Source organism: Mycobacterium sp. E3339 (assembly GCF_001666915.1).
Classification (GTDB): Bacteria; Actinomycetota; Actinomycetes; order Mycobacteriales; family Mycobacteriaceae; genus Mycobacterium.
The window spans coordinates 18,369-43,354 of sequence record NZ_LZIZ01000149.1; the positions used below are offsets into that span (position 1 = coordinate 18,369).

Sequence of the window (24,986 nt, forward strand, 5' to 3'; positions counted from 1 at the left end):
GCCTTGTGTCTACCCGCCCCGCCCGGCGCTGTCAATACCGCCACAAAACGCGAAAATAGCGCGCAATTCGCGCAGTTAGTGATTGACGGCAACAGGGCATGGGTGTACACCAAGTGGTTAGATGACCGACGTTCGGGTGAGGAAAAGCATGACCGAGCTACAAACTCCGCGATCCCTTGTCGACACCTATCAGCTCTACATCGACGGGCGATGGGTCGAGCCGGAGGACGGTCGCTACGACGACATCGACCCGGCCACCGAGCGGGCCATCGGCACCGCCCCCGACGCGAGCGTCGCCCAGGTCGGCGCGGCGATCGCCGCCGCCCGCCGGGCCTTCGACGACGGGCCATGGGGCGCAATGGGTCCCGAGCAGCGCGCCGGTTGCCTCAATCAGCTCGGCGCGGCGCTGCTGAAGCACGCCGACGAGATCTTCGCGTTGTCCCAGATCGAGTGGGGCTGTGTCGGCAACGAGCGCATGATGCAGATCGACGGCGCGGGCTACATGTCGATGCACGCGGCCCAGCTCGCCACCAAGCTGGTCGACGAGCCGGTCACCGGGATCGGCGCCGGAACGACGCTGCTGCGCCACGAGCCGCTGGGCGTCGTATCGATCCTGACGCCGTGGAACTTCCCGCATTGCCTCAACGTCATGAAGGTGAACAACGCGCTGGCCGCCGGCAACACCGTCGTGCTCAAGCCGTCGCCGTTGACGCCGCTGGCCGGGCTCGCGCTCGCGCGCATCATCGACGAGGAGACCGACATCCCGCCGGGCGTGGTCAATGTCGTCACCCCCTCGGGGCTTGAGGCCGCCAAACTGCTCACCACGGATCCACGCATCGACATGATCAGCTTCACCGGCAGCTCGGCCGTCGGGTGTGAGGTCATGCGGTCCGCGGGCGACGCCATGAAGCGGCTCCTGCTGGAGTGCGGCGGGAAGTCGGCCAGCATCATCCTCGACGACACGCAGGTGACCGACGAGATGCTGCAGCAGATGCTGTTCGACTGCTGCTCGTTGCACGCCGGGCAGGCCTGCATCCTGCACAGCCGGCTGTTGCTGCCCGATTCGCTGCACGACGACATCGTTGACCGTCTCGTCGCGCTGGCCCGCGACGTCAAGGTCGGCGACCCCAACGACCCGGCCGTCCAGATGGGTCCGCTCATCAGCGCCGCGCAACGCGACCGGGTGCAGGCCCACGTCGACGGCGCGGTCAACGAGGGGGCCAAGCTGGCGACCGGCGGGGGCCGCCCGGCCGGCCTGGATGTCGGCTACTACTTCGAGCCGACGATTCTCGTTGGCGTGCAACCGGATTCGACGATCGCGCAGGAGGAAGTGTTCGGGCCGGTGCTGTCGGTGCTGCGCTACCGCGACGACAACGACGCCGTCGCGATCGCGAACAACTCGCGCTACGGGCTCTCCGGCGCCGTGTGGGGCACCGACGTGGACCGGGCCGTCGCGATTGCCCGGCGCATGCGCACGGGTCAGGTCGCCGTCAACGGCATCGGGCCGGGTGACGCGCCGTTCGGCGGCTTCAAGCTGAGCGGGTTCGGGCGGGAGAGCGGCGGGATCAGCGGGCTGCACCAGTACATGGAGGTGAAGGCCATCGGGATCCCGGCATGACGGGACCCCTCGCCGGGCTCCACGTCGTCGAACTCGCCACCGAAATCTCAGGCCCCTACGCCGCAAAGCTTTTCGTCGACCTCGGCGCCGAGGTCACCAAGATCGAGCCGCCCGGCGGGGACCCGCTGCGCCACTGGGGCCCGTTCCCGCATGGAGTCCCCGACCCCGAGCGCTCCGGCATGTTCGCTTACCTGAACGCCGGCAAGCGAATTGCGCCGTTTCGGGATGCCCGCGAGCTGATCGCGGGTGCGCACCTGCTCATCGAAAACTTCCCGCCCGGAACGCTGGAGGGCTGGGGGTTCGGCCGCGACAGCCTCGGCGAAATCAACCCAAACCTGGTGCTGCTGCGGGTCTCCGCGTTCGGACAGTCCGGCCCGTGGCGGGACCGGCCGGCGACCTCCCTGACCCTGCAGGCGGCTTCGGGCTGGGTCAGCGCCCGCGACCCCGACCGCCCGCCCGTGCAGGTGGGCGCGCGGATCGCCGAGTACGTCGCGGGTGCCTACGGTGCGCTGGGCGCGTTGACCGCCCTACGTTGCCCTTCCGATGATGTTGTGCAGGTGGATGTTTCGGAATTCGAATCGTTGCTGTCGACGCTGCCGTATCCCATGCTCATGGCCCAGAAGATGCAGAGCCTCGGCTTGCCCGCCAACGCTCGCGGCGCTCCCATGCTTGGGGTGGTCCGCGCCGCCGACGGTTGGGTCGGAATCAATTGCCTGACGGGCCAGCATTGGCTGGACGTGTGCGCGATGCTCGGCCTGCCCGAGTTCGGCGAGCAGCAGATCCCGATCATGCTGGGCGGCCCGGAACGCGCCGAATTTTATGCGCGCGCAGAGCCCTTGCTCGCCGAGCAGACCGCCGCCGAGATCGTCGAACTGAGCCAGGCAATGCGGATTCCGGCCACCCCGGTCAACGACGGGGCCACCGTGCTGGACTGTCCGCAATACGCCAAGCGCGAGTTCTTCATCGCGGGTGGGTGGGGCGGGAGCGACACAGCCGGGTGGGACGGGAGCGACACAGCCGGTGGATTTCTGCGCCCCGGTCCGCCGTTCCGGCTTACCAAAGGCCCTTCGGTGCCGCATCATTCGGTGTCTCCGTGGACGCCGGGCGCCCTTCCGTTCGGGAAGCTGAAGGTGCTCGACCTGAGCACATTCTGGGCCGGTGCGTATCTGACCTGCTACCTGGGGGCGTTCGGCGCCGACATCCTCAAGGTCGAGTCGATCCAGCGGCCCGACGGTTTTCGCTACTCCGGCGCGTTTCCCTTCGAGGGCGACGACTGGTACGAGCGCAGCGGCCTGTGGCAGGCCACCAACCTCAACAAGAAAGACCTCACGCTGGACCTGACCTCGCGGCGCGGCCTGGAAATTGTCCGGCGGCTGGCCGCGCAGGCCGACGTTGTCGTGGAGAACTTCTCACCGCGGGTGGTGGAGCAGTTCGGTCTGGACTACGAATCGCTGGTAGCGCTGAAGCCCGACGTGATCATGATCCGGATGCCGGGTTTCGGCTTGCAGGGCCCCTGGCGCGATTACGTGGGGTGGGCGTTGAACTTCGAGCAGACCGGGGGGATGTCGGCGGTCACCGGGTATCCGGACGGGCCGCCGTGCAACCCGCAGGGGCCGGCCGATCCGGTCGTCGGCGTGCACGCCGGGGTCGCGCTGTTGGCGGCGCTCGAGCACCGGCGCCGCACGGGCGAGGGCCAGCTGATCGAGGTTGCCCAGATCGAGGTCGCCGCCGCCGTGACCGCCGAACCGGTGATCGAGTACTCGATGAACGGGGTCGTGCAAGGGCGGGAGGGCAACCGTCGGCGCGGTTACCTGCAGGGCGTCTACCCGACGAACGAGGACGACGTGTGGGTGGCGCTGTCGCTGCCCGACGAGGGGCAGCTCGACCACGACGCGTTCGACGAGCTGGTCGCCGCCTGGACCCTCAGCCAGGACGCCGCGGTCATCGTGGAAGCCCTGCACGCGCAAGGCATCCCGGCCGAGCGGGTGATGACCGGCGAGCGCATGTATGAGATCGCCCAGCTCGATGCGCGCGGCTACTACCAGGAGCTCGTTCACCCGATCACCGGACCGCACCGCTATCCCGGCTGGCCGTTTCGCATCACGCCCGGGCCGGCCCGCCACCACACTGCCGCTCCGCCAACGCTGGGCCAGCACAACGACGAAGTGCTGGCCGGTCTGGGCCTGTCCGCGGCCGACGTCGCGGACCTGCGGGCCGAGAGGGTGATCGGCGAGCGGCCGCTCAACGCCTGAGGCCGGTGAGCATTTCGTAAACGACCCGTCACATGCGAGGCTGCTGGCATGGTCATCGAGATCGCCCGCCCGAAGCTCGAAGGAAACATCGCCGTCGGCGAGGACCGCCAGATCGGCTTCGCCGAATTCGGCGACCCGCAGGGCCGCGCGATGTTCTGGCTGCACGGCACCCCCGGCGCCCGCCGCCAGATCCCGGTCGAGGCCCGCGTCTACGCCGAAAACCACCACATCCGCCTGATCGGCCTGGACCGCCCGGGTATCGGCTCGTCGACGCCGCACCGGTACCACAACATCCGCGCGTTCGGCGACGACCTGCGCACCATCGCGGACACCCTCGGCATCGACAAGATGGCCGTCATCGGCCTGTCCGGCGGCGGGCCGTACGCGCTCGCGTCCGCAGCGGTGCTGTCCGACCGGGTCGTCGCCCTCGGCGTGCTCGGCGGCGTCGCGCCCTTCCTCGGCGACGAGGGCATCACCAGCGGGCTGATGAACCTGGGCAAGCGGGTCGCACCCCTGCTGCGGCTGGGCGGCGACCCGCTGCGGATCGGCGCGAGCCTGGTGGTCCGGATGATCCGTCCGGTCGCCAATCCGGCGCTGTATCTGTATGCCGCGATATCGCCCGAAGGCGACCGGCGCCTGCTGACCCGGCCGGAGTTCGGCGCCATGTTCCTCGACGACCTGCTCAACGGCAGCCGCAAGCAACTGGCGGCCCCGTTCAACGACATCATCCTGTTCACCCAGGACTGGGGATTCCGCCTCGACGAGGTCAAGGTGCCGGTGCGCTGGTGGCACGGCGACAGCGACCACATCGTGCCGTTCGCGCACGGCGAGCACGTGGTCTCCCTGCTGCCCGACTGCGAGCTGATCGTGCTCCCCGGCGAAAGCCACCTGGGTGGGCTCGGGCGCGGCGAGGAGATCCTGTCCACCCTGACCAAGATCTGGGACGAGCAGGGCTGACCCGCTCCGCGGCCGGGTAGCCTGCTCACGTGCTGCTGGCTTCCCTGAATCCCGCGGCGGTCACCGCCACCGACATCGCCGACGCGGTCCGCATCGACGGCGCCGTGTTGAGCCGCAGCGACCTGGTGGGCGCCGCCACGTCGGTGGCCGAGCGGGTGGCCGGCGCGGACCGGGTCGCGATCCTGGCCACCCCCACCGCCGCGACCGTGCTCGCGGTCACCGGCTGCCTGATCGCCGGCGTGCCGTTCGTTCCGGTGCCCGCGGACGTCGGCGTCGCCGAACGCCGGCACATGCTCACCGATTCGGCGGTGCAGGCCTGGCTCGGTCCGGTGCCGGACGAGCCGGAGGGGTTGCCGCACATCCCGGTGCGCTTGCACGCCCGGTCGTGGCACCGCTACCCCGAGCCGTCGCCCGACGCCACCGCGATGATCATCTACACCTCGGGCACCACCGGGCTGCCCAAGGGGGTGGTGCTGAGCCGGCGCGCGATCGCCGCCGACCTGGACGCCCTGGCGCAGGCCTGGCAGTGGACGGCCGACGACGTGCTGGTGCACGGCCTGCCGCTGTTCCACGTGCACGGGCTGGTGCTGGGCCTGCTCGGGTCGCTGCGGATGGGAAATCGCTTCGTGCACACCGGAAAACCGACGCCTGCGGGCTACGCTGCGGCTTGTTCGGAGGCCGGGGGCACCCTCTATTTCGGCGTGCCGACCGTGTGGTCGCGGCTGGTCGCCGACGAGGCCGCCGCCCGCGCGCTGCGCCCGGCCCGGCTGCTGGTTTCGGGGAGCGCACCGCTACCCGTGCCGGTGTTCGAGCGGCTGGAGCGACTCACCGGGCACCAGCCCGTCGAACGGTACGGCGCCTCCGAATCGCTGATCACCCTGTCCACCCGCGCGGACGGCGAGCGGCGCGCCGGCTGGGTGGGCCTGCCGCTCACCGGCGTGCAAACCCGCCTGCTCGACGACACCGGCTCCCCGGTGCCGCACGACGGGGAAACCGTTGGGCGCCTTGAGGTTCGGGGGCCGACGATGTTCGACGGGTACCTGAACCGCCCCGAGGCCACCGCCGAGGCGTTCGACGCCGACGGGTGGTACCGCACCGGTGACGTCGCGGTCGTCGACGCCGGCGGGATGCACCGCATCGTGGGCCGCGAGTCGGTCGACCTGATCAAGTCCGGCGGCTACCGCATCGGCGCCGGCGAGATCGAAACGGCGCTGCTCGGGCATCCCGGGGTGACCGAGGCCGCCGTGGTCGGGATGCCCGACGAAGACCTGGGCCAGCGCATCGTCGCGTTCGTCGTCGGCTCGGCCGACCCCGACGAGCTGACCAACTACGTCGCGCAGGAGCTGTCGGTGCACAAGCGGCCGCGCGAGGTGCGCCTCGTCGACGCGCTGCCCCGCAACGCGATGGGCAAGGTGCTCAAGAAGCAGCTGCTGTCCGACGGCTGACCCATACGCAGGAAGTTGCCAGCTTCAGCGCCGGGCAAGACCGGGCGGCTTCACCTACCGTCGTAACCGTGAATCGGCCCAGGACCCCCATGCGGCGAATAGCGGCCGCGTGCCTCGTCGGGTCGGCCATCGAGTTCTACGACTTCCTGATCTACGGGACCGCGGCGGCCCTGGTGTTTCCCACGGTGTTCTTCCCGCGCCTGGGCGCGACGCTGGCCACCGTCGCCGCCATGGCGACGTTCGCGACGGCGTTCCTGTCCCGCCCGCTGGGCGCGGCCGTCTTCGGATACTTCGGCGACCGCCTCGGACGCAAGAAAACGCTGGTCGCGACGCTGCTGATCATGGGCGTATCGACCGTGAGCGTGGGTTTGGTCCCCGGCACCGCGACGATCGGGATCGCGGCGCCGTTGATCCTGATCGTCCTGCGGTTGATGCAGGGGTTTGCCGTCGGCGGCGAATGGGCCGGGTCGGTCCTGCTGAGCGCCGAGTACGCGCCCACCGGCAAACGCGGCTGGTACGGCATGTTCACCCTGCTCGGCGGTGGCACCGCCGGCATCCTGGCCAGCCTGACCTTTCTCGCCGTCAACCTGACCATGGGCGAGAACAGCCCCGCGTTCATGGACTGGGGGTGGCGGGTGCCCTTCCTGATCAGCAGCGGGCTGATCGGCATCGCCCTCTATGTGCGGCTCAACATCGACGAAACGCCGCTGTTCGTCGAGGAGAAGGCTCGCGACCTGGTGCCCAAGGCGCCGCTGGCCGAGCTGTTGCGGTTCCAGCGGCGCGAGATCGTGCTGGTCGCGGGCGCCTTCCTGGGCGGGATGGGATTCGTCTACCTGGGCAACACCTTCCTGGTCATGTACGCCCACAACCATCTGGGCTATTCGCGCAGCTTCATCTGGGGTGTCGGCGCCCTGGGCGGGCTCACCAGCATGGGGTTCGTGGCGTTCTCGGCGTGGCTCTCGGATCGGGTGGGGCGGCGCCGGGTGATGCTGTGCGGCCTCGCGGCGTGCCTGCCCTGGGCGTTCGCGGTCATCCCGCTGCTGGACACCGGCAAGCCGGTGCTCTACGCGGTCGCCGTCATCGGCATGTTCGGCGCCGCGGCGGTGGCCAACGGGCCCACAGCGGCGTTCGTGCCCGAGCTGTTCGCCACCCGCTACCGCTACAGCGGTGCCGCGGTGGCGATGAACCTGGCCGGCATCCTCGGCGCGGCCGTGCCGCCGCTGATCGCGGGAACGTTGCTGGCGACCTACGGCGGGTGGGCGGTCGGGCTCATGATGGCCGGCCTCGTCGCGGCGAGCTTCGTGTCGGTGTATCTGCTGCCCGAAACCAGGGGAACCGCGCTGGGCGCCGCCCCGGCCGCCGACAGGGTCTCCGCCGAGGTCTAGCCGGCCTCAGTTGGCGTGCAGGTCCTCGTTGAGGGCGATGCCCTGACCGCCGCGGGCCACCACTTCGACCGCCCCGCTGACCGAATTGCGGCGGAACAACAGGTTGTTGCCGCCGGACAGCTCCAGGGCCTTGAGCACCTGGCCGTCGGGCGTGGCGACCTTGGTGCCCGCGGTCACGTACAGGCCGGCCTCGACGACGCAGTCGTCGCCCAGCGAGATGCCAAGCCCCGCGTTGGCGCCGAGCAGGCAGCGCTTGCCGATCGAGATGACCTCGGTGCCGCCGCCGGACAGCGTGCCCATGATGGACGCGCCGCCGCCGACGTCCGATCCGTCGCCCACCACGACGCCGGCGGAGATGCGGCCCTCCACCATCGACGCGCCCAGCGTGCCGGCGTTGTAGTTGACGAAGCCCTCGTGCATCACCGTCGTACCGGGCGCCAGGTGGGCGCCGAGGCGCACCCGGTCGGCGTCGGCGATGCGCACCCCGGTGGGCACGACGTAGTCGACCATCCGCGGGAACTTGTCGATGCCGTAGACGGTCACCGGGCCGTGCCGGCGCAGCCGGGCCCGCACCGCCTCGAATCCTTCGATCGCGCACGGGCCGCGGTTGGTCCACACCACGTTGGTCAGTACCCCGAACAGGCCGCCGGCGTTCAGCCCGTGCGGCGCCACCAACCGATGCGACAGCAGATGCAGCCGCAGGTAGGCGTCGTAGGCGTCGGCGGCCACGTCGTCGAGCGAGCCGATCACCGTGCGCACGGCGATGGTTTCGGTGTGGCGGTCGTCGTCCCGGCCGACGAGCCCGACCAGCTCCGGCGGGACGTCGGACAGCGCGAGCCGCGAGGTACCGCCGGTGCCCGACTCGGTCAGTTCCGGTGCGGGGAACCACGTGTCGAGGATCGATCCGTCGGCGGCCAGCGTCGCCAGCCCGATGCCTACAGCTGAAGTCACGGCGGTCAGGTTACTTGCCGCGCGGCAGCGGATAACCTTGGACCCGTGCTGGACTTGCGCGGGGACCCGATCGAGCTGACCGCGGCGTTGGTCGACATTCCCAGCGAATCGCGGCACGAGGCGCGCCTGGCCGACGAGGTCGAGGCCGCGCTACGCGCCCAGACGTCGGGGTTCGAGATCGTCCGCAACGGCAATGCCGTGCTGGCGCGCACCCGCAACCATCGGCCGTCGCGGGTGCTGCTGGCCGGGCATTTGGATACCGTCCCGGTCGCCGGCAACCTGCCCAGCCGCCGCGAGGACGGCGACCTGTACGGATGCGGCGCCGCGGACATGAAATCGGGTGACGCGGTCTTCCTCCATCTGGCCGCCACGGTGGCCGACCCGGTCCACGACCTGACGTTGGTGTTCTACGACTGTGAGGAAATCGACGCGGCCGCAAACGGTTTGGGCCGCATCGAGCGCGAGCTGCCGGACTGGTTGACCGCCGACGTGGCCGTGCTGGGCGAACCCACCGGCGGCTACATCGAGGCGGGCTGCCAGGGCACGCTGCGGGTGGTGATCTCGGCCGCCGGGACGCGCGCGCATTCGGCGCGATCATGGTTGGGCGACAACGCCATTCACAAGCTGGGCGCCGTGCTGGACCGGCTGGCCGCCTACCGTGCCCGCACCGTGGACATCGACGGCTGCGAGTATCGCGAGGGCCTGTCCGCGGTGCGCATCGACGGCGGCGTGGCGGGCAACGTGATTCCCGACGCGGCCGCGGTCACGGTCAACTTCCGGTTCGCCCCCGACCGGTCGGTGGCCGCGGCGCTCGAGCACGTGCACGAGGTGCTCGACGGCCTGGACGTGCACATCGAGCAGACCGACGCCGCCGCGGGTGCGCTGCCCGGGCTGTCCCAGCCCGCCGCCAAGGCCCTGGTCGAGGCCGCCGGCGGGCAGGTCCGGGCGAAGTACGGGTGGACCGACGTCGCGCGGTTCGCCCAGCTGGGCATCCCGGCGGTCAACTTCGGACCGGGTGACCCGAACCTGGCGCACAAGCGCGACGAGAGCGTGCCGGTCGCCAACATCACCGCCGCGGTGGCCATGCTGCGCGGCTACCTCGGCGGCTAGTCAGCCCCGGCAGCGCCGGGCCTGCGCGGCCGCGTCGGCGGCGGCAGCGCGCATCCCCACCGCGGCCAGGTCCTCGGACACCGCCAGCAGCGCCGCCCCGTCGCCGGCGGCCAGCGCCTGCCCGTGCGCCAGCGCGAGTTTTCCTGCGACGCAATCGATCTCGTCGCAAAGCCGGCCCAGCGGGTCGGCCGCGCGGATGTCGCCGAGCCGCACGGCGTCGTGCCAGGCGCGCAACGCCACGGCCCGCTGGCCGCCGCGTTCGGCCATCCGGGCGGCGTCGCGGGCGGCGGCCACGGCGCCGTGCGAGTCGCGCATCGAGGCCAGGCGCCACGCCCGCGCGACGCCGAGCTCCGGCGCGAACAGCGCCGATTTGGTTCCGTGCCGGGATTCCGCTTTGGCCAACGCCTTTCCCATGGCCGCCACATCGCCGCGCTGGGCCAGGGCGGTGGCCAGCAGCGTCAACGACAGCGGCCCCCACGAATAGCCGGTGCGTTGCAGCGTGCCGGCCGCCGGGCCGAGTAACGCTGCGGCCCGGTCGAATTCGCCGTCGGCGAGCAGCACATGCGCCAGCAGCACCTCACCGATCGCCCGGCCCGGCTGCTGCAATTCGGCGAAATCGGTGAACTGCTGGGCTAGTTCGCGGGCCGCGTCCAGCCTGCCCGCCATCAACAACGCGGTGGTCTGCCCCAGCCCGATCGTGAAGCGCAGCAACCCCGGATGCTCGACGGCCAGGGCGCGCTGGGCCAGCGGCTCGACATCATCGAAACGGCCTTGCCGGGCCGCGCACAGCGCCGCCGCGCTGGCCGCCCAGGCCACGGCCTGGTCGTCGGCCTCCGGGGCGGCCAGCACCTCGCCGGCGACCTTGACGGCGTGCGCGACGTTGCCGGCGTTCATCGCGAACGTGGCGCTCAGCGCGTCAAGCGTGGTGCGCGGGCCCGCGTCGGTGATGCGGCCGTGGATGGTCCGCAGGAACGCGGTCGCCCGCTCGGGCTCGCCGAGCATCCAGAACTGGTTGGCCGCGCGCAGCAGCGCCCAGTCCATCAGGGCGGCTTCGGTCAACGCGCCGGGATCCAGGCCGGCCAGCACCGCGTCCGCTTCGCGGCCGCGGCCCTGCCACCCCAGGGCGTGCGCCAACGCGAGCCGCGCCGCCAACCCGCCGGACCGCTCCAGCGCCGCGCGCGCCAGCCGTTCCCCGAGCGCGAGGTCGCCCAGCCGCAGCGCCTGCTGCGCGGCGGCGACCACCTCGGCCGTCGGCTGGGGGGCGTCGCTGTCCAGCGCCAGGCCGGCCAGCCGGAGCCGGTCGCTGAGGTGGTCCGAGGGATGCCGCGACAGCAGCCGCACCAACTCGGTGCGCCGCCGCCGCGCGCCGTCGCCGCCGAGGGCCGCGCGCGCCCGCTCGGCGAACTGCGGGTGGGCCGTGTACACCACCGGGTCGTCCGAGGCCCCGCCGCGCTCCCGCGTTTCCACCGCCCCGCAATCGGCCGCCTGCGCAACGGCTTCCGCGGAGGTGAGCGCGGTCAGGTCGGCGAGCGCCAGCGGCTCGGCGACGGCCAGGTACTCGAGCACCGACCGGGCCGCTTCGGGTATCTCGGCGAGGAACGCGTCGATCGAGGCCGGCGTGCCGGCGTCGCGGGGCGGCTCGATGTCGATGCGGGGGAGCAGGCCGTCGGTCCACAGCGCCGCGACGGCCTCGGGGGACGAATCGGCGCGGCCGGTGACGATCATCCTGGCCGCGCCGGCCCGCGCCAGCTGGTACACCAGCGTGGCCGACAGGATGTCCAGGTCGTGGGCGTCGTCGACGACGAGCAATAGGTCGGGGCCGTCCAGCGACGCCCGCGCGGCCCGCAACAGCGCGGCCGGCTTGCCCAGCTCGGCGATCTGCACCAGGTGGCTGAAGGCGCCGAAGGGAACCGCGCGCTCGGTCGGGGTGCCGGTGACCCAGCGCACGCGCGTGCCGGGGTGGCGGTCGCCGAAATCCTCGGCGGCCGTGCGGGCCAGCGTCGACTTGCCGCAGCCGTCCGGGCCGAGCACGACGCTCCCGCGGCCGGTCGCCAGCGCCGCCTCCAGGCGCTGAAGGGCCGACGCGTGCTGGGGGACGTTCCATCGAATCGGCATCGCCGGATTTTATGGCGCGCGGTGTGCCGCCCGCAGCAGGCTTGGTCTACCTTTCGTTGTATGCGCGACTGGGCGGTGTGCGTGTACTGCGCGTCCGGACCGGAACATCCCGAATTGCTCGCCGTCGCTGCCGAACTCGGCGAGGCGATCGCCGAGCGCGGCTGGACCCTGGTGTGGGGCGGCGGCCGCGTGTCGGCGATGGGCGCGGTCGCCACCGCGGCGCGCGCCCGCGGCGGCCGCACCGTCGGCGTCATCCCCCAGATCCTGATGCGCCGCGAGATCGCCGACACCGAGGCCGACGAGCTGATCGTCACCGAGACCATGCACGAGCGCAAACAGGTCATGGAGGACCGCTCCGACGCGTTCGTCGTGCTGCCCGGTGGCGTGGGCACCCTCGACGAATTGCTGGACTCGTGGACCACCGGCTACCTCGGCCTGCACCGCAAACCCATCGTCCTGCTGGATCCGATCGGGCATTACGAGGGCCTGTGGGCCTGGCTGTGCGGGCTGCTCGACAGCGGCTACGTCGGGCAGCCGGCGATGGACCGGTTGTTGCTGGTCGACAAGGTGAGCGCCGCCCTGGAGGCCTGCGCGCCCGAATGAGTGCGCGGCCCCTACTAGGCTGACCGCCGGATTGTTTACGCAGAATCGAGGGATGACGTGGCCGATCACGACGGGGGAGCGCGCACCGCGGTCAAACTGACCGATATCGCAGCTCGGGCGCCGCGCCTGCTGGCCGATTTCCCGGCGATCGTGCGGGGGGCGAGGACCGGGCTGCTGGCCCAGCCGGGCTCGAAGAAGTCGATCGGCACGGTGTTCCAGGAACGGGCCGCCCGCTACGGCGACCGGGTCTTCCTGCGGTTCGGCGACCAGCAACTGACCTACCGCGACGCCAACGCCGCCGCCAACAGGTACGCCGCGGTGTTGGCCGCGCACGGCGTCGGCCACGGCGACGTCGTCGCGATCATGCTGCGCAACTCGCCCAACGCGGTGCTGGCGATGCTGGCGGCGGTCAAGTGCGGCGCGGTCGCCGGCATGCTCAACTACCACCAGCGCGGCGAGGTGCTGGCGCACAGCCTGGGCCTGCTGAAGGCCAAGGTCCTGATCGCCGAGACCGACCTCGTCAGCGCGGTGGCCGAGTGCGGCGGCTCGGGCGACACGGAAACGATGACCGTCGAAGACCTGGAGCGCCTCGCCGCCAGCGCCCCGGCCACCAACCCCGCCTCGGCGTCGGCCGTGCAGGCCAGGGACACCGCGTTCTACATCTTCACCTCGGGCACAACGGGTTTCCCCAAGGCCAGCGTGATGACCCACCTGCGGTGGCTGAAGGCGCTCGCAGCGTTCGGCGGCATCGGGCTGCGGCTGAAGAGCTCCGACACCCTGTACAGCTGCCTGCCGCTGTACCACAACAACGCGTTGACGGTCGCGCTCTCGTCGGTGATCAACTCCGGGGCGACGCTGGCGCTGGGCAAGTCGTTCTCGGCGTCGAAGTTCTGGGACGAGGTGATCGCCGCGGAAGCCACCGCGTTCATCTACATCGGCGAGATCTGCCGGTACCTGCTCAACCAGCCGCGCAAGCCCACCGACCGTGCGCATCGGGTGCGGGTGATCGCGGGCAACGGGCTGCGCCCGGAGATCTGGGACGAGTTCACCAACCGGTTCGACATCGCGCGGGTCTGCGAGTTCTACGCCTCCAGCGAGGGCAACACCGCGTTCATCAACATCTTCAACGTGCCGCGCACCACCGGGGTCTTCCCGATGCCGCTGGCCTACGTGGAGTACGACCCCGACACCGGAGCCCCGCTGCGCGACGACAACGGACGGGTCCGGCGGGTGCCGCCGGGGGAGCCCGGCCTGCTGCTCAGCAAGGTCAACCGGCTGCAGCCGTTCGACGGCTACACCGACAAGGAGTCGAGCGAGAAGAAGCTGGTGCGCAACGCCTTCCGCGAGGGCGACGTGTGGTTCAACTCCGGCGACGTGATGAGCCCGCAGGGCATGGGTCACGCCGCGTTCGTCGACCGCCTCGGCGACACCTTCCGGTGGAAGGGGGAGAACGTCGCCACCACGCAGGTCGAGGCCGCGCTGGCCTCCGACGACTCCGTGGAGGAGTGCACGGTGTTCGGGGTCGAGATTCCCCGCACCGGCGGTCGCGCCGGGATGGCCGCGGTCAAGCTGCGCGACGGCGCGGAGTTCGACGGCAAGTCCCTGGCCGCCGCGGTGTACGGCCAGCTGCCCGCCTACGCGTTGCCGCTGTTCGTGCGGGTGGTCAAGTCCCTCGAGCACACCACGACGTTCAAGAGCCGCAAGGTCGAGCTGCGCGAGCAGGCCTACGGTTCCGACGTTGAGGACCCGTTGTACGTGCTGGCCGGCCGTGACGAGGGCTACGTGCCCTACTACGACGAGTACCCCGACGAAGTGGCCGACGGTAAGCGCCCAAAGGGCTGAGTGTGCGGCTGGCCGCACATTCGGCGTCGAGCGTGCGGCTGGCCGCACAGTCGATCCCCGGGCCGCGCCCGGCGCGGTGACCGGGCACCATGGACGTGTGCAGTCGACGTTCTGCGGCCGCCCGGTCGCCGGTGATCGCCCGCTGATCATGGCGATCGTCAATCGCACCCCGGATTCGTTCTACGACAAGGGGGCGACCTTCAGCGACGAGGCCGCCCGCGACGCCGCGCACCGCGCCATCGCCGAGGGCGCCGACGTCGTCGACGTCGGCGGCGTCAAAGCCGGGCCGGGCCAGGAGGTCGATGCGGACACCGAGATCGCCCGGTTGATCCCGTTCATCGAGTGGTTGCGCGGCGCCTATCCGGACCAGCTGATCAGCGTCGACACCTGGCGCTCCGAGGTGGCCAAGGTGGCCTGCGCGGCCGGCGCGGACCTGATCAACGACACCTGGGGCGGCATCGACCCGGCCCTGGCCGAGGTGGCCGCGGAGTTCGGCGCCGGCCTGGTGTGCTCGCACACCGGCGGCGCGCTGCCCCGCACGCGTCCGTTCCGGGTGAGCTACGGGACCACCACGCGCGGCGTCGTCGACGACGTCATCCGTCAGGTCACCGCCGCGGCCGAGCGCGCGGTCGCCCGCGGGGTGGCCCGCGACCGGGTGTTGATCGACCCGGCCCACGACTTCGGCAAGAACACCTTTCACGGGCTGCTGCTGTTGCGCCATGTGAGCGATCTTGTTAATACCGGATGGCCCGTGCTCATGGCTTTGAGTAACAAGGACTTCGTCGGGGAGACTCTGGGTGTGGAATTGACCGAGCGGCTGGAGGGAACGTTGGCGGCCACCGCGCTGGCGGCGGCCGCCGGCGCGCGGATGTTTCGGGTGCACGAGGTCGCCGCGACCCGGCGGGTGCTGGAAATGGTGGCCGCGATCCAGGGTGGGCGGGCGCCGGCGCGCACGGTGAGGGGGCTGGCATGACGGCGTCCGACCTGTTCAGCGACGCCGCCGTGCTGGCCGCCGGGCCCGGTGACGCGTGGCTGGCCGATCGCAGCTGGAACCGTCCGAGCTGGACCCTCGCCGAACTCGAGGCCGCCAAGGCGGGACGGACCATCTCGGTCGTGCTGCCGGCACTCAACGAAGAGGACACCATCGAATCGGTGGTCGACAGCATCTCGCCGCTAGTGGACGGCCTGGTCGACGAGCTGATCGTGCTGGACTCCGGCTCCACCGACGACACCGAGATCCGCGCGGTCGCCGCCGGCGCCCGCGTCGTCAGCCGGGAGCAGGCCCTACCCGAGGTGCCGGTCCGGCCCGGCAAGGGGGAGGCGCTGTGGCGCTCGCTCGCGGCCACCAGCGGCGACATCGTCGTCTTCGTCGACTCCGACCTGATCAGCCCGCACCCGATGTTCGTGCCGTGGCTGGTCGCCCCGCTGCTCACCGGCGACGGCATCCACCTGGTCAAGAGCTTCTACCGGCGGCCGCTGCAGGTCGGCGACGTCGGGGGTGCCGCGGGCACCACCGGCGGCGGACGCGTCACCGAGCTGGTGGCCCGGCCGTTGCTCGCCGCGCTGCGGCCCGAGCTTGGCTGCATCCTGCAGCCGCTCGGCGGGGAGTACGCCGCCACCCGCGAATTGCTCACGTCGGTGCCGTTCGCGCCCGGCTACGGCGTGGAGATCGGCCTGCTGCTGGACACCTTCGATCGGTTGGGCCTGGAGGCGATCGCCCAGGTCAACCTCGGGGTTCGCGCCCACCGCAACCGTCCGCTCGCCGAGCTGGGGGCAATGAGCCGCCAGGTCATCGCGACCATGCTGTCGCGTTGCGGGGTCCCCGACTCGGGGGTCGGGTTGACGCAGTTCTTCGCCGACGACCGGGAGGGTTTCGGCTACACCCAGCACACGTCGCCGGTGTCGCTGGCGGACCGCCCGCCCATGACGGTCCTGCGGCCGCGCTGAGGCCACGCTGGTTCGTCGCGGTGTCGGTGGCATAGGGCAGTATCGACGGCGTGGCGTTGGTGTTGCTGTATCTGGTCGTGCTGGTGCTGGTGGCGATCGTGCTTTTCGGTGCCGCGAGTCTGCTGTTCGGTCGCGGTGAGCAGCTGCCGCCCCTGCCGCGCGGGACCACCGCGACGGTGCTGCCCGCCTACGGGGTGACCGGCGCGGACGTCGACGCCGTCAAGTTCACCCAGGTGCTGCGCGGATACAAGACCAGCGAGGTGGACTGGGTGCTGGACCGGCTCGCCCGCGAGCTCGAGGCGCTGCGCGGCCAGCTGGCCGCGGTGCACGCCCCCGCGGCGGCGGAGGACGAACCCGGGGAACCCGAGGGCGGCGAGGAGCGTCAGGACTAGATGTGAGCGATGACGGGCTGGTTCGGTGCGGCTGGGCGGCCATTCGGCCCGGACCCGACTTCGAGATGTACCGCGACTACCACGATCAGGAGTGGGGCCGCCCGGTGCACGACGGGGTGGCGCTGTTCGAGCGGATGAGCCTGGAGGCCTTCCAGAGCGGGTTGTCGTGGCTGATCATCCTGCGCAAGCGGGAGAACTTCCGGCGCGCCTTCGCCGGGTTCGATTTCGAACGGGTCGCCGGCTATACCGACGCCGACGTGCAGCGGCTGATGGCGGATACCGGAATCGTGCGCAACCGGGCCAAGATCGACGCGACGATCGCGAACGCGCGCGCCGCCGCCGAGCTGGGCACCCCGGCGGACCTGTCCAAGCTGCTGTGGTCGTTTGCGCCGGAGCCGCGCCCCCGTCCGGCCGACGGCTCCGAAATCCCCTCGGCCACTGCGGAATCGAAGGCCATGGCCCTCGAGCTCAAGCGGCGCGGCTTCCGCTTCGTCGGCCCGACCACCGCCTATGCGTTGATGCAGGCCACCGGGATGGTCGACGACCATATTCGGGGCTGCTGGGTGCCTTCTCCCCGGTGACGGCGCGGGCCGCGAGCGGCCCGCAAACCCCCGAGAACCGGGTCTTTGTACAACTCGTGACCTGGATAGGGAACAATGGAGGCGTGATTTGGCAGTTCGATGTCGGGTATGGCTGGAAAATCGCTGGCGGGGCATGCTCGGCGCCGACCGGGTCCGCAAGGGCGGGCCGGCTCGAACCTGGAGGGAGCACTCGATGGCGGCGATGAAGCCCCGGACCGGCGACGGTCCTCTGGAAGCAACCAAGGAGGGGCGCGGCATCGTGATGCGGGTACCACTTGAGGGAGGCGGTCGACTGGTCGTTGAGCTGACGCCCGACGAAGCCGCCGCACTCGGTGACGAACTCAAGGGTGTCACGAGCTCCAGCTGACGCGCGCCCGCGCACGGCTGCCCGCGGCGCTAGGCGCACACCTTTCGGTAGATGTCCAAGGTCTGCTCCGCCACCCGGGCCCAGGAGAATTCCTCTACGCAGCGCTGACGTCCCGCCTCGCCGTAACGCTTCGCCTTCTCGGGGTCGGCGACGAGCTCGTTGACCGCCTCGGCCAGCCGGACCTGGAACCCGGTCGGGTCGCCGGGGTCGTAATGCACCAGCGAACCGGTCACCCCGTCGGCCACCACCTCGGGAATTCCGCCGACGTCGGACGCCACCACCGCCGTCGCGCAGGCCATCGCCTCCAGGTTCACGATGCCGAGCGGCTCGTACACCGAGGGGCATACGAAAACTGTTGCCGCCGATAGTATTTCGCGTAGTTCGCCGATGGGCAGCATGTCCCTGATCCAAAACACGCCCTGCCGGTTGTGGGCCAGCCGCGCCACCGCGGACCGGATCTCGTCGGCTATCTCGGGGGTGTCGGGGGCGCCCGCGCAGAGCACGACCTGCACCTGCGGATCGAAGTGGTGCGCCGCCGCCACCAAGTGGGCGACGCCCTTCTGCCGGGTGATCCGGCCGACGAACGCGATGGTCGGCCGGTGCGGGTCAACCCCGAGTTCGGCCAGCACCGAACCCGTTTGCATCGGCCCCGCCGGATGCCAGACGCCGGTGTCGACGCCGTTGCGGATGACGTGCACGACGCTGGGATCAAGGGCGGGGTAGACCCGCAGGATGTCCTCGCGCATGGCGGAGCTGACCGCGATGACGGCGTCGGCGGCCTGGACCGCGGTGTGCTCCACCCACGTCGACACCCGGTAGCCGCCGCCGAGCTGCTCGGCCTTCCACGGCCGTAGCGGCTCGAGCGAATGCGCCGTCAGCACGTGCGGGAGGTCGTAAAGCAGCGCGGCCAGGTGACCGGCCATGCCGGTGTACCAGGTGTGCGAATGCACCACGGTGGCCGCCGATACGGCGTTGGCCATCAGCAGGTCCGAGGACAACGTCGACAGCGCCGGGTTGGCGCCCTGCAGGCGCGGATCGGGCTGGTGCACGAACGCGTTCGGCCGCGGCGCGCCCATGCAGTGCACGTCGACCGCGCACAGGCGGCGCAGTTGCGCGACCAGTTCCGTGACATGTACCCCGGCTCCCCCGTAGACCTCCGGTGGGTACTCCCGAGTCATCATCGCCACCCGCATACCCGCACGGTAGTTCGGCGGCGACGAGGCCCGCGAGTCGGGCCGAGAAGACGCCGAATATCGAGCCGCGCGGCGGCGACGAGGCCCGCGAGTCGGGCCGAGAAGACGCCGAATATATCGAGCCGCGCGGCGGCGACGAGGCCCGCGAGGGGGCCCGGTTCTGGGTGACCGGCCGGCGGGACCAAATACCTTGACGGACAGCCGCACAGAACACCGCCAATAGCGCGGTCCCCCTGGCAGCGTCTCCCGAGGGCCGATAGGTTTGACCCATGAGGGAAGCGCCGCACGTGCTGGGCATTGTCCTGGCCGGGGGTGAGGGCAAGCGGCTGTATCCGCTGACCGCGGATCGGGCCAAGCCCGCGGTTCCCTTCGGCGGCGCCTATCGATTGATCGACTTCGTGCTGTCCAACCTCGTGAACGCGCGCTATTTGCGCATCTGCGTTCTCACTCAGTACAAGTCGCATTCACTGGACCGTCACATTTCGCAGAACTGGCGGTTGTCCGGGCTGGCCGGTGAGTACATCACGCCGGTGCCCGCGCAGCAGCGGCTGGGCCCCCGGTGGTACACCGGCTCCGCCGACGCGATCTACCAGTCGCTCAACCTGATCTACGACGAAGATCCCGACTACATAGTCGTTTTCGGCGCCGACCACGTGTATCGGATGGACCCCGAGCAGATGGTCCAATTCCACATCGAAAGTGGGGCGGGCGCGACGGTCGCCGGCATCCGGGTGCCCCGCGGCGAGGCCACCGCATTCGGGTGCATCGACTCCGACGACTCCGGCCGCATCCGCGATTTCGTGGAGAAGCCCCTGGACCCGCCGGGAACACCCGACGACCCCGACTCGACGTACGTGTCGATGGGCAACTACATCTTCACCACCAAGGTGCTCATCGACGCGATCCGCGCGGACGCCGACGACGACCACTCCGATCACGACATGGGCGGTGACATCATCCCGCGCCTGGTGGGCGACGGGCTGGCCGCGGTGTACGACTTCAGGGACAACGAGGTGCCCGGGGCAACCGACCGCGACCGCGGCTACTGGCGGGACGTGGGGACGCTCGACGCCTTCTACGACGCGCACATGGACCTGGTGTCGGTCCACCCGGTCTTCAACCTCTACAACAAGCGCTGGCCGATTCGGGGCGAGTCCGAAAACCTGGCGCCGGCCAAGTTCGTCAACGGCGGCTCGGCGCAGGAGTCGGTCGTCGGGGCCGGCAGCATCATTTCCGCGGCGTCGGTGCGCAATTCGGTGCTCTCGTCCAACGTCGTGGTCGACGACGGCGCGATCGTGGAGGGCAGCGTGATCATGCCGGGCGCCCGGGTCGGCCGTGGCGCGGTGGTGCGCCACGCCATCCTGGACAAGAACGTCGTCGTCGGGCCCGGCGAGATGGTCGGCGTGGACCTGGAGAAGGACCGCGAACGCTTCGCCATCAGCGCCGGCGGTGTGGTCGCGGTGGGCAAGGGCGTCTGGATCTAGCCGCGCCGGGCGGCTACCACACGTTCGGCAGCAGCCGGTAGGGCACGTGCTCGGCGTACTCGCGGTAGCCGGGCAGTTCGGTGTAGAGCAGCTTCTCCTCGTCCAGGATGCGCAGCACGAGCAGCGCGACGCCCGGGATGATCAACAGCAGCGCCCAGTACGAGCCCAGCGCCAGCGGCATGCCCACCATCATGATCACGTTCCCGGCGTACATCGGGTGGCGGATGGACTTGTAGAGACCTTCCGAGGCCACCTTCTGGCCTTCCTCCACGGTGACGGTGGCGGCGGCGTAGCTGTTCTCGATGATCACCCGCATCGAGAGCCCCAGCCCGGCCGCTATCAGGACCACACCGACCAGGCACAGCCATACGGGGACCGTCGACCAGCCCATCCGATGGTCGAACGCGCTGAACGCCATGATCACGAAGAGGATCCCGAACGCGCCGGCGCTGATGATCTTCTGGGCGGTTCGGCTTTCCGCCTGTGGTCCCGCGTGCATGCGGCGCTGCAGCGCGTCCGGGTGTTTCCGCGCCAAATAGATTGTCGGGATGATCGATACCACGGTGAAGATGGAGATGAACACCCATCCCTGCCAATAGCGGATGGTGCCGGCCGGCACGAATAGGACCAGGGCGTAGGCGGCGATCCCGAGGATCGAAGACACCGCTAATCGAACACCGATCTTCATCCCGCTCCTAACCGCGCAGATCGCGTCGTCGAAAAGCCACGGCTCCCAGGGCGATCAGTGTGGCATCGATGGCGAGCAACCACAACAGCGGCGCGGCCGTGAAATCTTTGCTGACGCGCGGGATGTGAGCGAACGGCTCGAAGTCGAGCACCCACTGCGGGAACCCGGCCAGGGAACCGATCAGGTACAGGGCGACGAAGCCGACGAGAACGCCCCAGGCCACGGGCGTGAATCGCGGTGCGACACCGAACAAGAGGACGGTCACCGCGCACATCAGCCACACGGCGGGCAGTTGAACGGCCGCGCTTGCCACGACAACGGCCACCTTGCCACCGACGTCCCCCGCGGCGGCGCCGTAGACGAGGCCGCCCGCCAACCCGCTGACCAGCATCGCCACCGTGGAGCCCAGCAACGCGGCCAGCACGTGGCTGGCGAGCCACCGATCGCGCGACACCGCGCCGGCCAGCGTCGTCTCGGCGCGTTGGGCCGACTCCTCCTGATGTAGCCGCAGGGTCAGCGAAACCGAGAACGCGGCCGCGGCCATGCCCAGCATCGTGAACGCGACGGCGATAAAGGCTTCCGCCAAGGCGTTGGTGCCGCCCATTCGGACGACGATGTCGCGGGCGGCGTTGCTGTCGCCGAGCTGCGCGCCGATGCCTTGCACCACGCTGCCCATCAGGAGGCCGTACAGGCACAGGCCCACGGTCCACAGCAACAGCGCCCCGCGGTCCAGCCGCCACGCCAGCCCGAACACGTTGCCGAGCGCGGGCGCGGCGGCGCCGGGGCCGGGGCGCTCGGCGAACAGGCCCGCGCCCACGTCCCGGCCGGCGAGGAGCCGATACGCCACCGCGGTGAGCGCGACGGTGGTTACCAGGTGCAGCATCAGCACCGGCCAGTGGTCACCCGCGTAGGGGCGGACTTGCAGCGACCAGCCCAGCGGCGAAAGCCAGGACAGCGCACCGGAACCCGCGTCGCCGAGGGCGCGCAGCGTGAAGGCGGCCGCCAGGATCGCAAACGCCGTGCCGCGCGCGACCCGCGCGCTCGGCGACAGCTGCGCGGCCACTGCGGCGACGGCGGTGAACACCAGCCCGGAGCAGGCCAGCGCCGCGCCGAAAGCGAGCGACCCGCCGGGCGCGACATCGGTGGTGAGCAGCCCCGCCGCGCCGATCGCTCCGGTGGCGATGCTGGCACCGAATGACAACAGCAGGGCGGCGCTAAGGCTGGCGTAGCGACCGACCGCGGTCGAGTCCACGAGTTCGGTGCGGCCGGCCTCCTCGTCCGCGCGGGTGTGCCGGATGACGGTCAGGATGACGGCCACCGCGATCAGCATGTGGAACATTCCGGCCTTCCAAATGCCAACGGCCCCAAGGCTGTCGTTGGAGACCTGCCCGTAGAGTGCGCGCTGTGCGGGGCTTGCCATGATGGAAGCCGCGAACCCGGCGCGGGCGGCCTGGGTGGGGTAGACCTTTTCGATGCTGCCGACGTACACCGTTGCCAACGGCACCGACAGCAGCAGCACCCACAGGGGCAGCGCGATGCGGTCGCGCCGCAAGTAGAGCCGCAGCATGCCCAGGGTTCCCGCGAAGTTCGGCCGACGTGGCGGTGCGGGGTGGGCCGGCCGGTGCGACCGATCCAGGGTTGCAGTGCTCATGATGCGGCCACCTTGTCCGCGGTGTCGTAGTGGCGCAGGAAGAGTTCCTCGAGGGTCGGCGGCTGGCTGACCAGGCTGCGCACGCCCGCGTCGCCCAGCGCCCGGATCAGTTCTCCGAGGCTCTCGCCGTCGACCTGGGCGCGCACGGTGTTGCCCTCGACGCTGACGTCCTCGACGCCCTTGATGCGCGTGAGGTCGCCGGGGTCGCCGGTCATTTCGGCCTTGATCGAGGTGCGGCTCAGATGGCGCATCGAGTCCAGTGACCCGCTCTCGACGGTCTTGCCGGCCCGGATGATGGTCACCCGTTCGCACAGCGCCTCGGTCTCGGCCAGGATGTGGCTGGACAGCAAGACCGTTGCCCCGTCGTCACGCGCCTCGGCGACGCACTGCTGAAAGACGTTCTCCATCAACGGGTCCAGGCCGCTGCTCGGCTCGTCCAAGAGCAACAGGCGGGCCCGCGAGGAGAAGGCGGAGATCAGCGAGACCTTCTGCCGGTTGCCCTTCGAGTAGGTCCGCGCCTTCTTGTGTGGGTCGAGGTCGAAACGCTCGATCAGCTCGGCGCGACGCTTGTGGTCGATGCCGCCGCGCATGCGGGCCAGCATGTCGATGGTCTCGCCGCCGGTCAGCGTCGGCCACAGCGTGACATCGCCTGGCACGTAGGCGATCTGACGGTGCAGCGCGACCGCGTCGGTCCAGGGATCGCCGCCCAGCAGCCGCACGCTGCCGCCGTCCGCCTTGACCAAGCCCAGCAGGATGCGCATCGTCGTCGACTTCCCGGCCCCGTTGGGGCCGAGGAAGCCGTGCACTTCACCTTCGCGCACCGAGAGCTCGAGGCCATCCAGCGCGCGCACCGACCCGAAATTCTTTATCAGGCCGTGAATTTCGATGGGCGCTGCATTGTCAATCGTCATGTGATCCTCCTTGATCTTCGGCGGCCAGGAACGCGTCGTACATGGTTCGGTCGACCATCAATCCCTCGGTGTAGATCTCCAGGGCCGGCAGCACCATGTCTCGCGCATAGTCGCGTAGGACTGCCCGCAGATCCGTTGGGGTTTCGTGCATTTGCAGGTAGAGCAAGAACCCCCCGCCGCCGGTGATGCCCAGGTATTTGGCCCTCGCCTCGGGGTCGCGGCTGGGCTTGATCGTGCCGGCGCGCACGCCCTCTTCCATGTAGGCGGAGGTGTTGTCGATCATCCTGCGCCACATCATGTTCGCCAGCTCGCCGCCGGTCTGCATGCTGCGGACCACGTAGGCCATCAGCGGCGCGTACTCCTCGATCTCGGCCAACTGCGCGAACCAGGTGGCCGGGTCGTTGGAGCGAATCGCCTCGGACTTCTGGTTGTAGATCTGATCGGCGATGTAGTCCTCGCAGGCCTTGCGCAGGCCTTCCTTGGAGCCGAAGTGGTGAATCACCAGCGCCGCGCTGACGCCGGCGGCCTCCGCGATCTTGCGCAGCCCGACCCCGAAGCCGTGCTGGCCGAACTGCTCGATGGCCGCGTCGCGAATCCGGGCGGCGGCGGTCAGGTCGGCTGAACGCATGTTCAGTACGCTAAACATCTGTTCAGTCGCGAGTCAAGCAGGTGCCGCGTCAAGAATCCGTATAGATCGTCGGGCGGTCGTCTACGCGTCGCCGCGGCGGCGCGGTCAGTCGCGGACCGCGGCCAAAATCCCGTCGCCCAGCGGCACCAGGGCCGGGGTGAGCCGCTCGTCCTCGGCGATGAGCCGCGCCGCTTCCCGCACCGCGGCCACCTCGGCGTCGCGGGCGGCGGGATCGCCGGCCCGCCCGCCGAGGGCGGCCCGGTGCACGACGATGACGCCGCCCGATCGCAACAGCCGCACGCCCTCGACGACGTAGTCCGGCTGGTCGACCGGGTCCGCGTCGACGAACACGAGGTCGTAGGACTCGTCGGCGAGCCGGGTCAGCACCTCCTGGGCCCGGCCGCTGATCAACCGCGTGCGCGACGGTCCGATGCCGGCCTCGGAGAAGGCCTGCTTGGCCAGCCGCAGATACTCGGGCTCGATGTCGATGGTCGTCAGAACGCCGTCGTCGCTCATGCCCGACAACAGCCAGAGCCCGCTGACCCCCGCGCCGGTCCCCACCTCCGCGACGGCCTTGCCGCCGCTGAGCTTGGTCAGCAGGCTCAACAGGGCCCCCACCGCCGGCGTCACCGCCCCGGCGCCGATGTCCACGGCGCGCTCGCGGGCGGCCGCCAGCAGGGCGTCTTCCGAGATCGACCCCTCGGCGTGCGCGATGAGGGATTCGGCTCGACTGGGCGCCGCCTGGTCGGGGGTTTCTGCGTCCGTGCCGTCCATGCCCGCAGCGTATTCCACTTCGGTGTGCGGCCCCGACATGGCGCGCCTAACGCGGCCCGGCACGACACACCCGGCGAAGCCGATGCGTTTAA

General features: G+C 70.4%; 22 protein-coding genes. 14 read left to right on the top strand and 8 right to left on the bottom strand.

Annotation, left to right across the window (positions count from 1 at the left end):
- The first annotated feature begins 148 nt into the window (after positions 1 to 148).
- The 5 genes from A5702_RS13415 to A5702_RS13435 all read left to right on the top strand — a co-directional run bounded on the left by A5702_RS13415 (position 149) and on the right by A5702_RS13435 (position 7,657).
- Positions 149 to 1,618: an aldehyde dehydrogenase family protein gene (locus tag A5702_RS13415; RefSeq protein ID WP_068221338.1), complete on the top strand. Its 1,470-nt coding sequence runs from the start codon at positions 149 to 151 to the stop codon at positions 1,616 to 1,618.
- Positions 1,615 to 3,870, top strand: a complete 2,256-nt coding sequence (locus A5702_RS13420) for a CaiB/BaiF CoA-transferase family protein (RefSeq protein ID WP_068221311.1) — start codon at positions 1,615 to 1,617, stop codon at positions 3,868 to 3,870. The genes A5702_RS13415 and A5702_RS13420 overlap by 4 nt, the downstream gene beginning before the upstream one ends.
- Positions 3,871 to 3,918: 48 nt before the next feature.
- Positions 3,919 to 4,827, top strand: coding sequence for an alpha/beta fold hydrolase (locus tag A5702_RS13425; RefSeq protein WP_055398785.1), 909 nt, complete (start codon positions 3,919 to 3,921; stop codon positions 4,825 to 4,827).
- Positions 4,828 to 4,856: 29 nt separating this feature from the next.
- Positions 4,857 to 6,272 (top strand): acyl-CoA synthetase, encoded by a 1,416-nt coding sequence (locus A5702_RS13430; RefSeq protein WP_068221313.1) that lies wholly within the window; start codon positions 4,857 to 4,859, stop codon positions 6,270 to 6,272.
- A gap of 89 nt (positions 6,273 to 6,361) precedes the next feature.
- Positions 6,362 to 7,657: an MFS transporter gene (locus A5702_RS13435; RefSeq protein WP_067821305.1), complete on the top strand. Its 1,296-nt coding sequence runs from the start codon at positions 6,362 to 6,364 to the stop codon at positions 7,655 to 7,657.
- A 6-nt stretch (positions 7,658 to 7,663) separates the two neighbouring features.
- On the opposite strand, the gene dapD is transcribed toward A5702_RS13435, so the two are convergent.
- Positions 7,664 to 8,617 carry a 2,3,4,5-tetrahydropyridine-2,6-dicarboxylate N-succinyltransferase gene (gene dapD, locus A5702_RS13440; protein ID WP_156349382.1) on the bottom strand — a complete coding sequence of 318 codons (954 nt, stop codon included), beginning with the start codon at positions 8,615 to 8,617 and terminating at the stop codon, positions 7,664 to 7,666.
- Positions 8,618 to 8,653: 36 nt separating this feature from the next.
- On the opposite strand from dapD, the gene dapE reads away from it, so the two are divergent.
- The gene (gene dapE, locus A5702_RS13445) at positions 8,654 to 9,718 is read left to right on the top strand and encodes a succinyl-diaminopimelate desuccinylase (RefSeq protein WP_068221315.1); all 1,065 of its coding nucleotides are present in this window, start codon (positions 8,654 to 8,656) and stop codon (positions 9,716 to 9,718) included.
- Here the strand turns inward: dapE and A5702_RS13450 are convergent, their stop codons facing one another.
- Positions 9,719 to 11,833: an AAA family ATPase gene (locus A5702_RS13450; RefSeq protein ID WP_068221317.1), complete on the bottom strand. Its 2,115-nt coding sequence runs from the start codon at positions 11,831 to 11,833 to the stop codon at positions 9,719 to 9,721.
- 60 nt (positions 11,834 to 11,893) lie between these two features.
- Here A5702_RS13450 and A5702_RS13455 point away from each other — a divergent pair, with 60 nt between their 5' ends.
- The 7 genes from A5702_RS13455 (at position 11,894) to A5702_RS13485 (ending at position 17,565) form a co-directional block, all read left to right on the top strand.
- Positions 11,894 to 12,436 carry a TIGR00730 family Rossman fold protein gene (locus A5702_RS13455; protein WP_055398773.1) on the top strand — a complete coding sequence of 181 codons (543 nt, stop codon included), beginning with the start codon at positions 11,894 to 11,896 and terminating at the stop codon, positions 12,434 to 12,436.
- Between the two features lie 57 nt (positions 12,437 to 12,493).
- Positions 12,494 to 14,278, top strand: coding sequence for a long-chain-acyl-CoA synthetase FadD6 (fadD6, locus tag A5702_RS13460; protein ID WP_055398771.1), 1,785 nt, complete (start codon positions 12,494 to 12,496; stop codon positions 14,276 to 14,278).
- Between the two features lie 97 nt (positions 14,279 to 14,375).
- The gene (gene folP / locus A5702_RS13465) at positions 14,376 to 15,251 is read left to right on the top strand and encodes a dihydropteroate synthase (RefSeq protein WP_068221340.1); all 876 of its coding nucleotides are present in this window, start codon (positions 14,376 to 14,378) and stop codon (positions 15,249 to 15,251) included.
- Positions 15,248 to 16,225, top strand: a complete 978-nt coding sequence (locus tag A5702_RS13470) for a glucosyl-3-phosphoglycerate synthase (RefSeq protein ID WP_067821321.1) — start codon at positions 15,248 to 15,250, stop codon at positions 16,223 to 16,225. Before folP ends, A5702_RS13470 begins: the two co-directional genes overlap by 4 nt.
- A 50-nt stretch (positions 16,226 to 16,275) precedes the next feature.
- Entirely contained in the window at positions 16,276 to 16,617 is a 342-nt protein-coding gene (locus tag A5702_RS13475; protein WP_055398767.1) for a DivIVA domain-containing protein, read from the top strand.
- A gap of 2 nt (positions 16,618 to 16,619) precedes the next feature.
- Positions 16,620 to 17,198, top strand: coding sequence for a DNA-3-methyladenine glycosylase I (locus A5702_RS13480; RefSeq protein ID WP_067821324.1), 579 nt, complete (start codon positions 16,620 to 16,622; stop codon positions 17,196 to 17,198).
- A 193-nt stretch (positions 17,199 to 17,391) separates the two neighbouring features.
- The gene (locus A5702_RS13485) at positions 17,392 to 17,565 is read left to right on the top strand and encodes a DUF3117 domain-containing protein (RefSeq protein WP_003878471.1); all 174 of its coding nucleotides are present in this window, start codon (positions 17,392 to 17,394) and stop codon (positions 17,563 to 17,565) included.
- A 29-nt stretch (positions 17,566 to 17,594) separates the two neighbouring features.
- Here the strand turns inward: A5702_RS13485 and glgA are convergent, their stop codons facing one another.
- On the bottom strand, positions 17,595 to 18,758 hold the full coding sequence (gene glgA / locus A5702_RS13490; RefSeq protein WP_068221319.1) for a glycogen synthase: 1,164 nt from the start codon (positions 18,756 to 18,758) through the stop codon (positions 17,595 to 17,597).
- Positions 18,759 to 19,027: 269 nt separating this feature from the next.
- On the opposite strand from glgA, the gene glgC reads away from it, so the two are divergent.
- Positions 19,028 to 20,242: a glucose-1-phosphate adenylyltransferase gene (glgC, locus tag A5702_RS13495; RefSeq protein ID WP_055398759.1), complete on the top strand. Its 1,215-nt coding sequence runs from the start codon at positions 19,028 to 19,030 to the stop codon at positions 20,240 to 20,242.
- Between the two features lie 13 nt (positions 20,243 to 20,255).
- On the opposite strand, the gene A5702_RS13500 is transcribed toward glgC, so the two are convergent.
- The 5 genes from A5702_RS13500 to A5702_RS13520 form a co-directional block, all read right to left on the bottom strand.
- Entirely contained in the window at positions 20,256 to 20,930 is a 675-nt protein-coding gene (locus tag A5702_RS13500; protein WP_055398756.1) for an isoprenylcysteine carboxylmethyltransferase family protein, read from the bottom strand.
- A 7-nt stretch (positions 20,931 to 20,937) separates the two neighbouring features.
- Complete coding sequence (locus A5702_RS13505) at positions 20,938 to 22,581, bottom strand: ABC transporter permease (RefSeq protein WP_156669614.1); 1,644 nt, start codon at positions 22,579 to 22,581, stop codon at positions 20,938 to 20,940.
- On the bottom strand, positions 22,578 to 23,492 hold the full coding sequence (locus A5702_RS13510) for an ABC transporter ATP-binding protein (protein ID WP_055398754.1): 915 nt from the start codon (positions 23,490 to 23,492) through the stop codon (positions 22,578 to 22,580). The genes A5702_RS13505 and A5702_RS13510 overlap by 4 nt, the downstream gene beginning before the upstream one ends.
- Positions 23,482 to 24,120: a TetR/AcrR family transcriptional regulator gene (locus A5702_RS13515; protein WP_055398753.1), complete on the bottom strand. Its 639-nt coding sequence runs from the start codon at positions 24,118 to 24,120 to the stop codon at positions 23,482 to 23,484. Before A5702_RS13515 ends, A5702_RS13510 begins: the two co-directional genes overlap by 11 nt.
- A gap of 105 nt (positions 24,121 to 24,225) precedes the next feature.
- Positions 24,226 to 24,894 (bottom strand): O-methyltransferase, encoded by a 669-nt coding sequence (locus A5702_RS13520; protein WP_068221342.1) that lies wholly within the window; start codon positions 24,892 to 24,894, stop codon positions 24,226 to 24,228.
- Positions 24,895 to 24,986 lie beyond the last annotated feature (92 nt).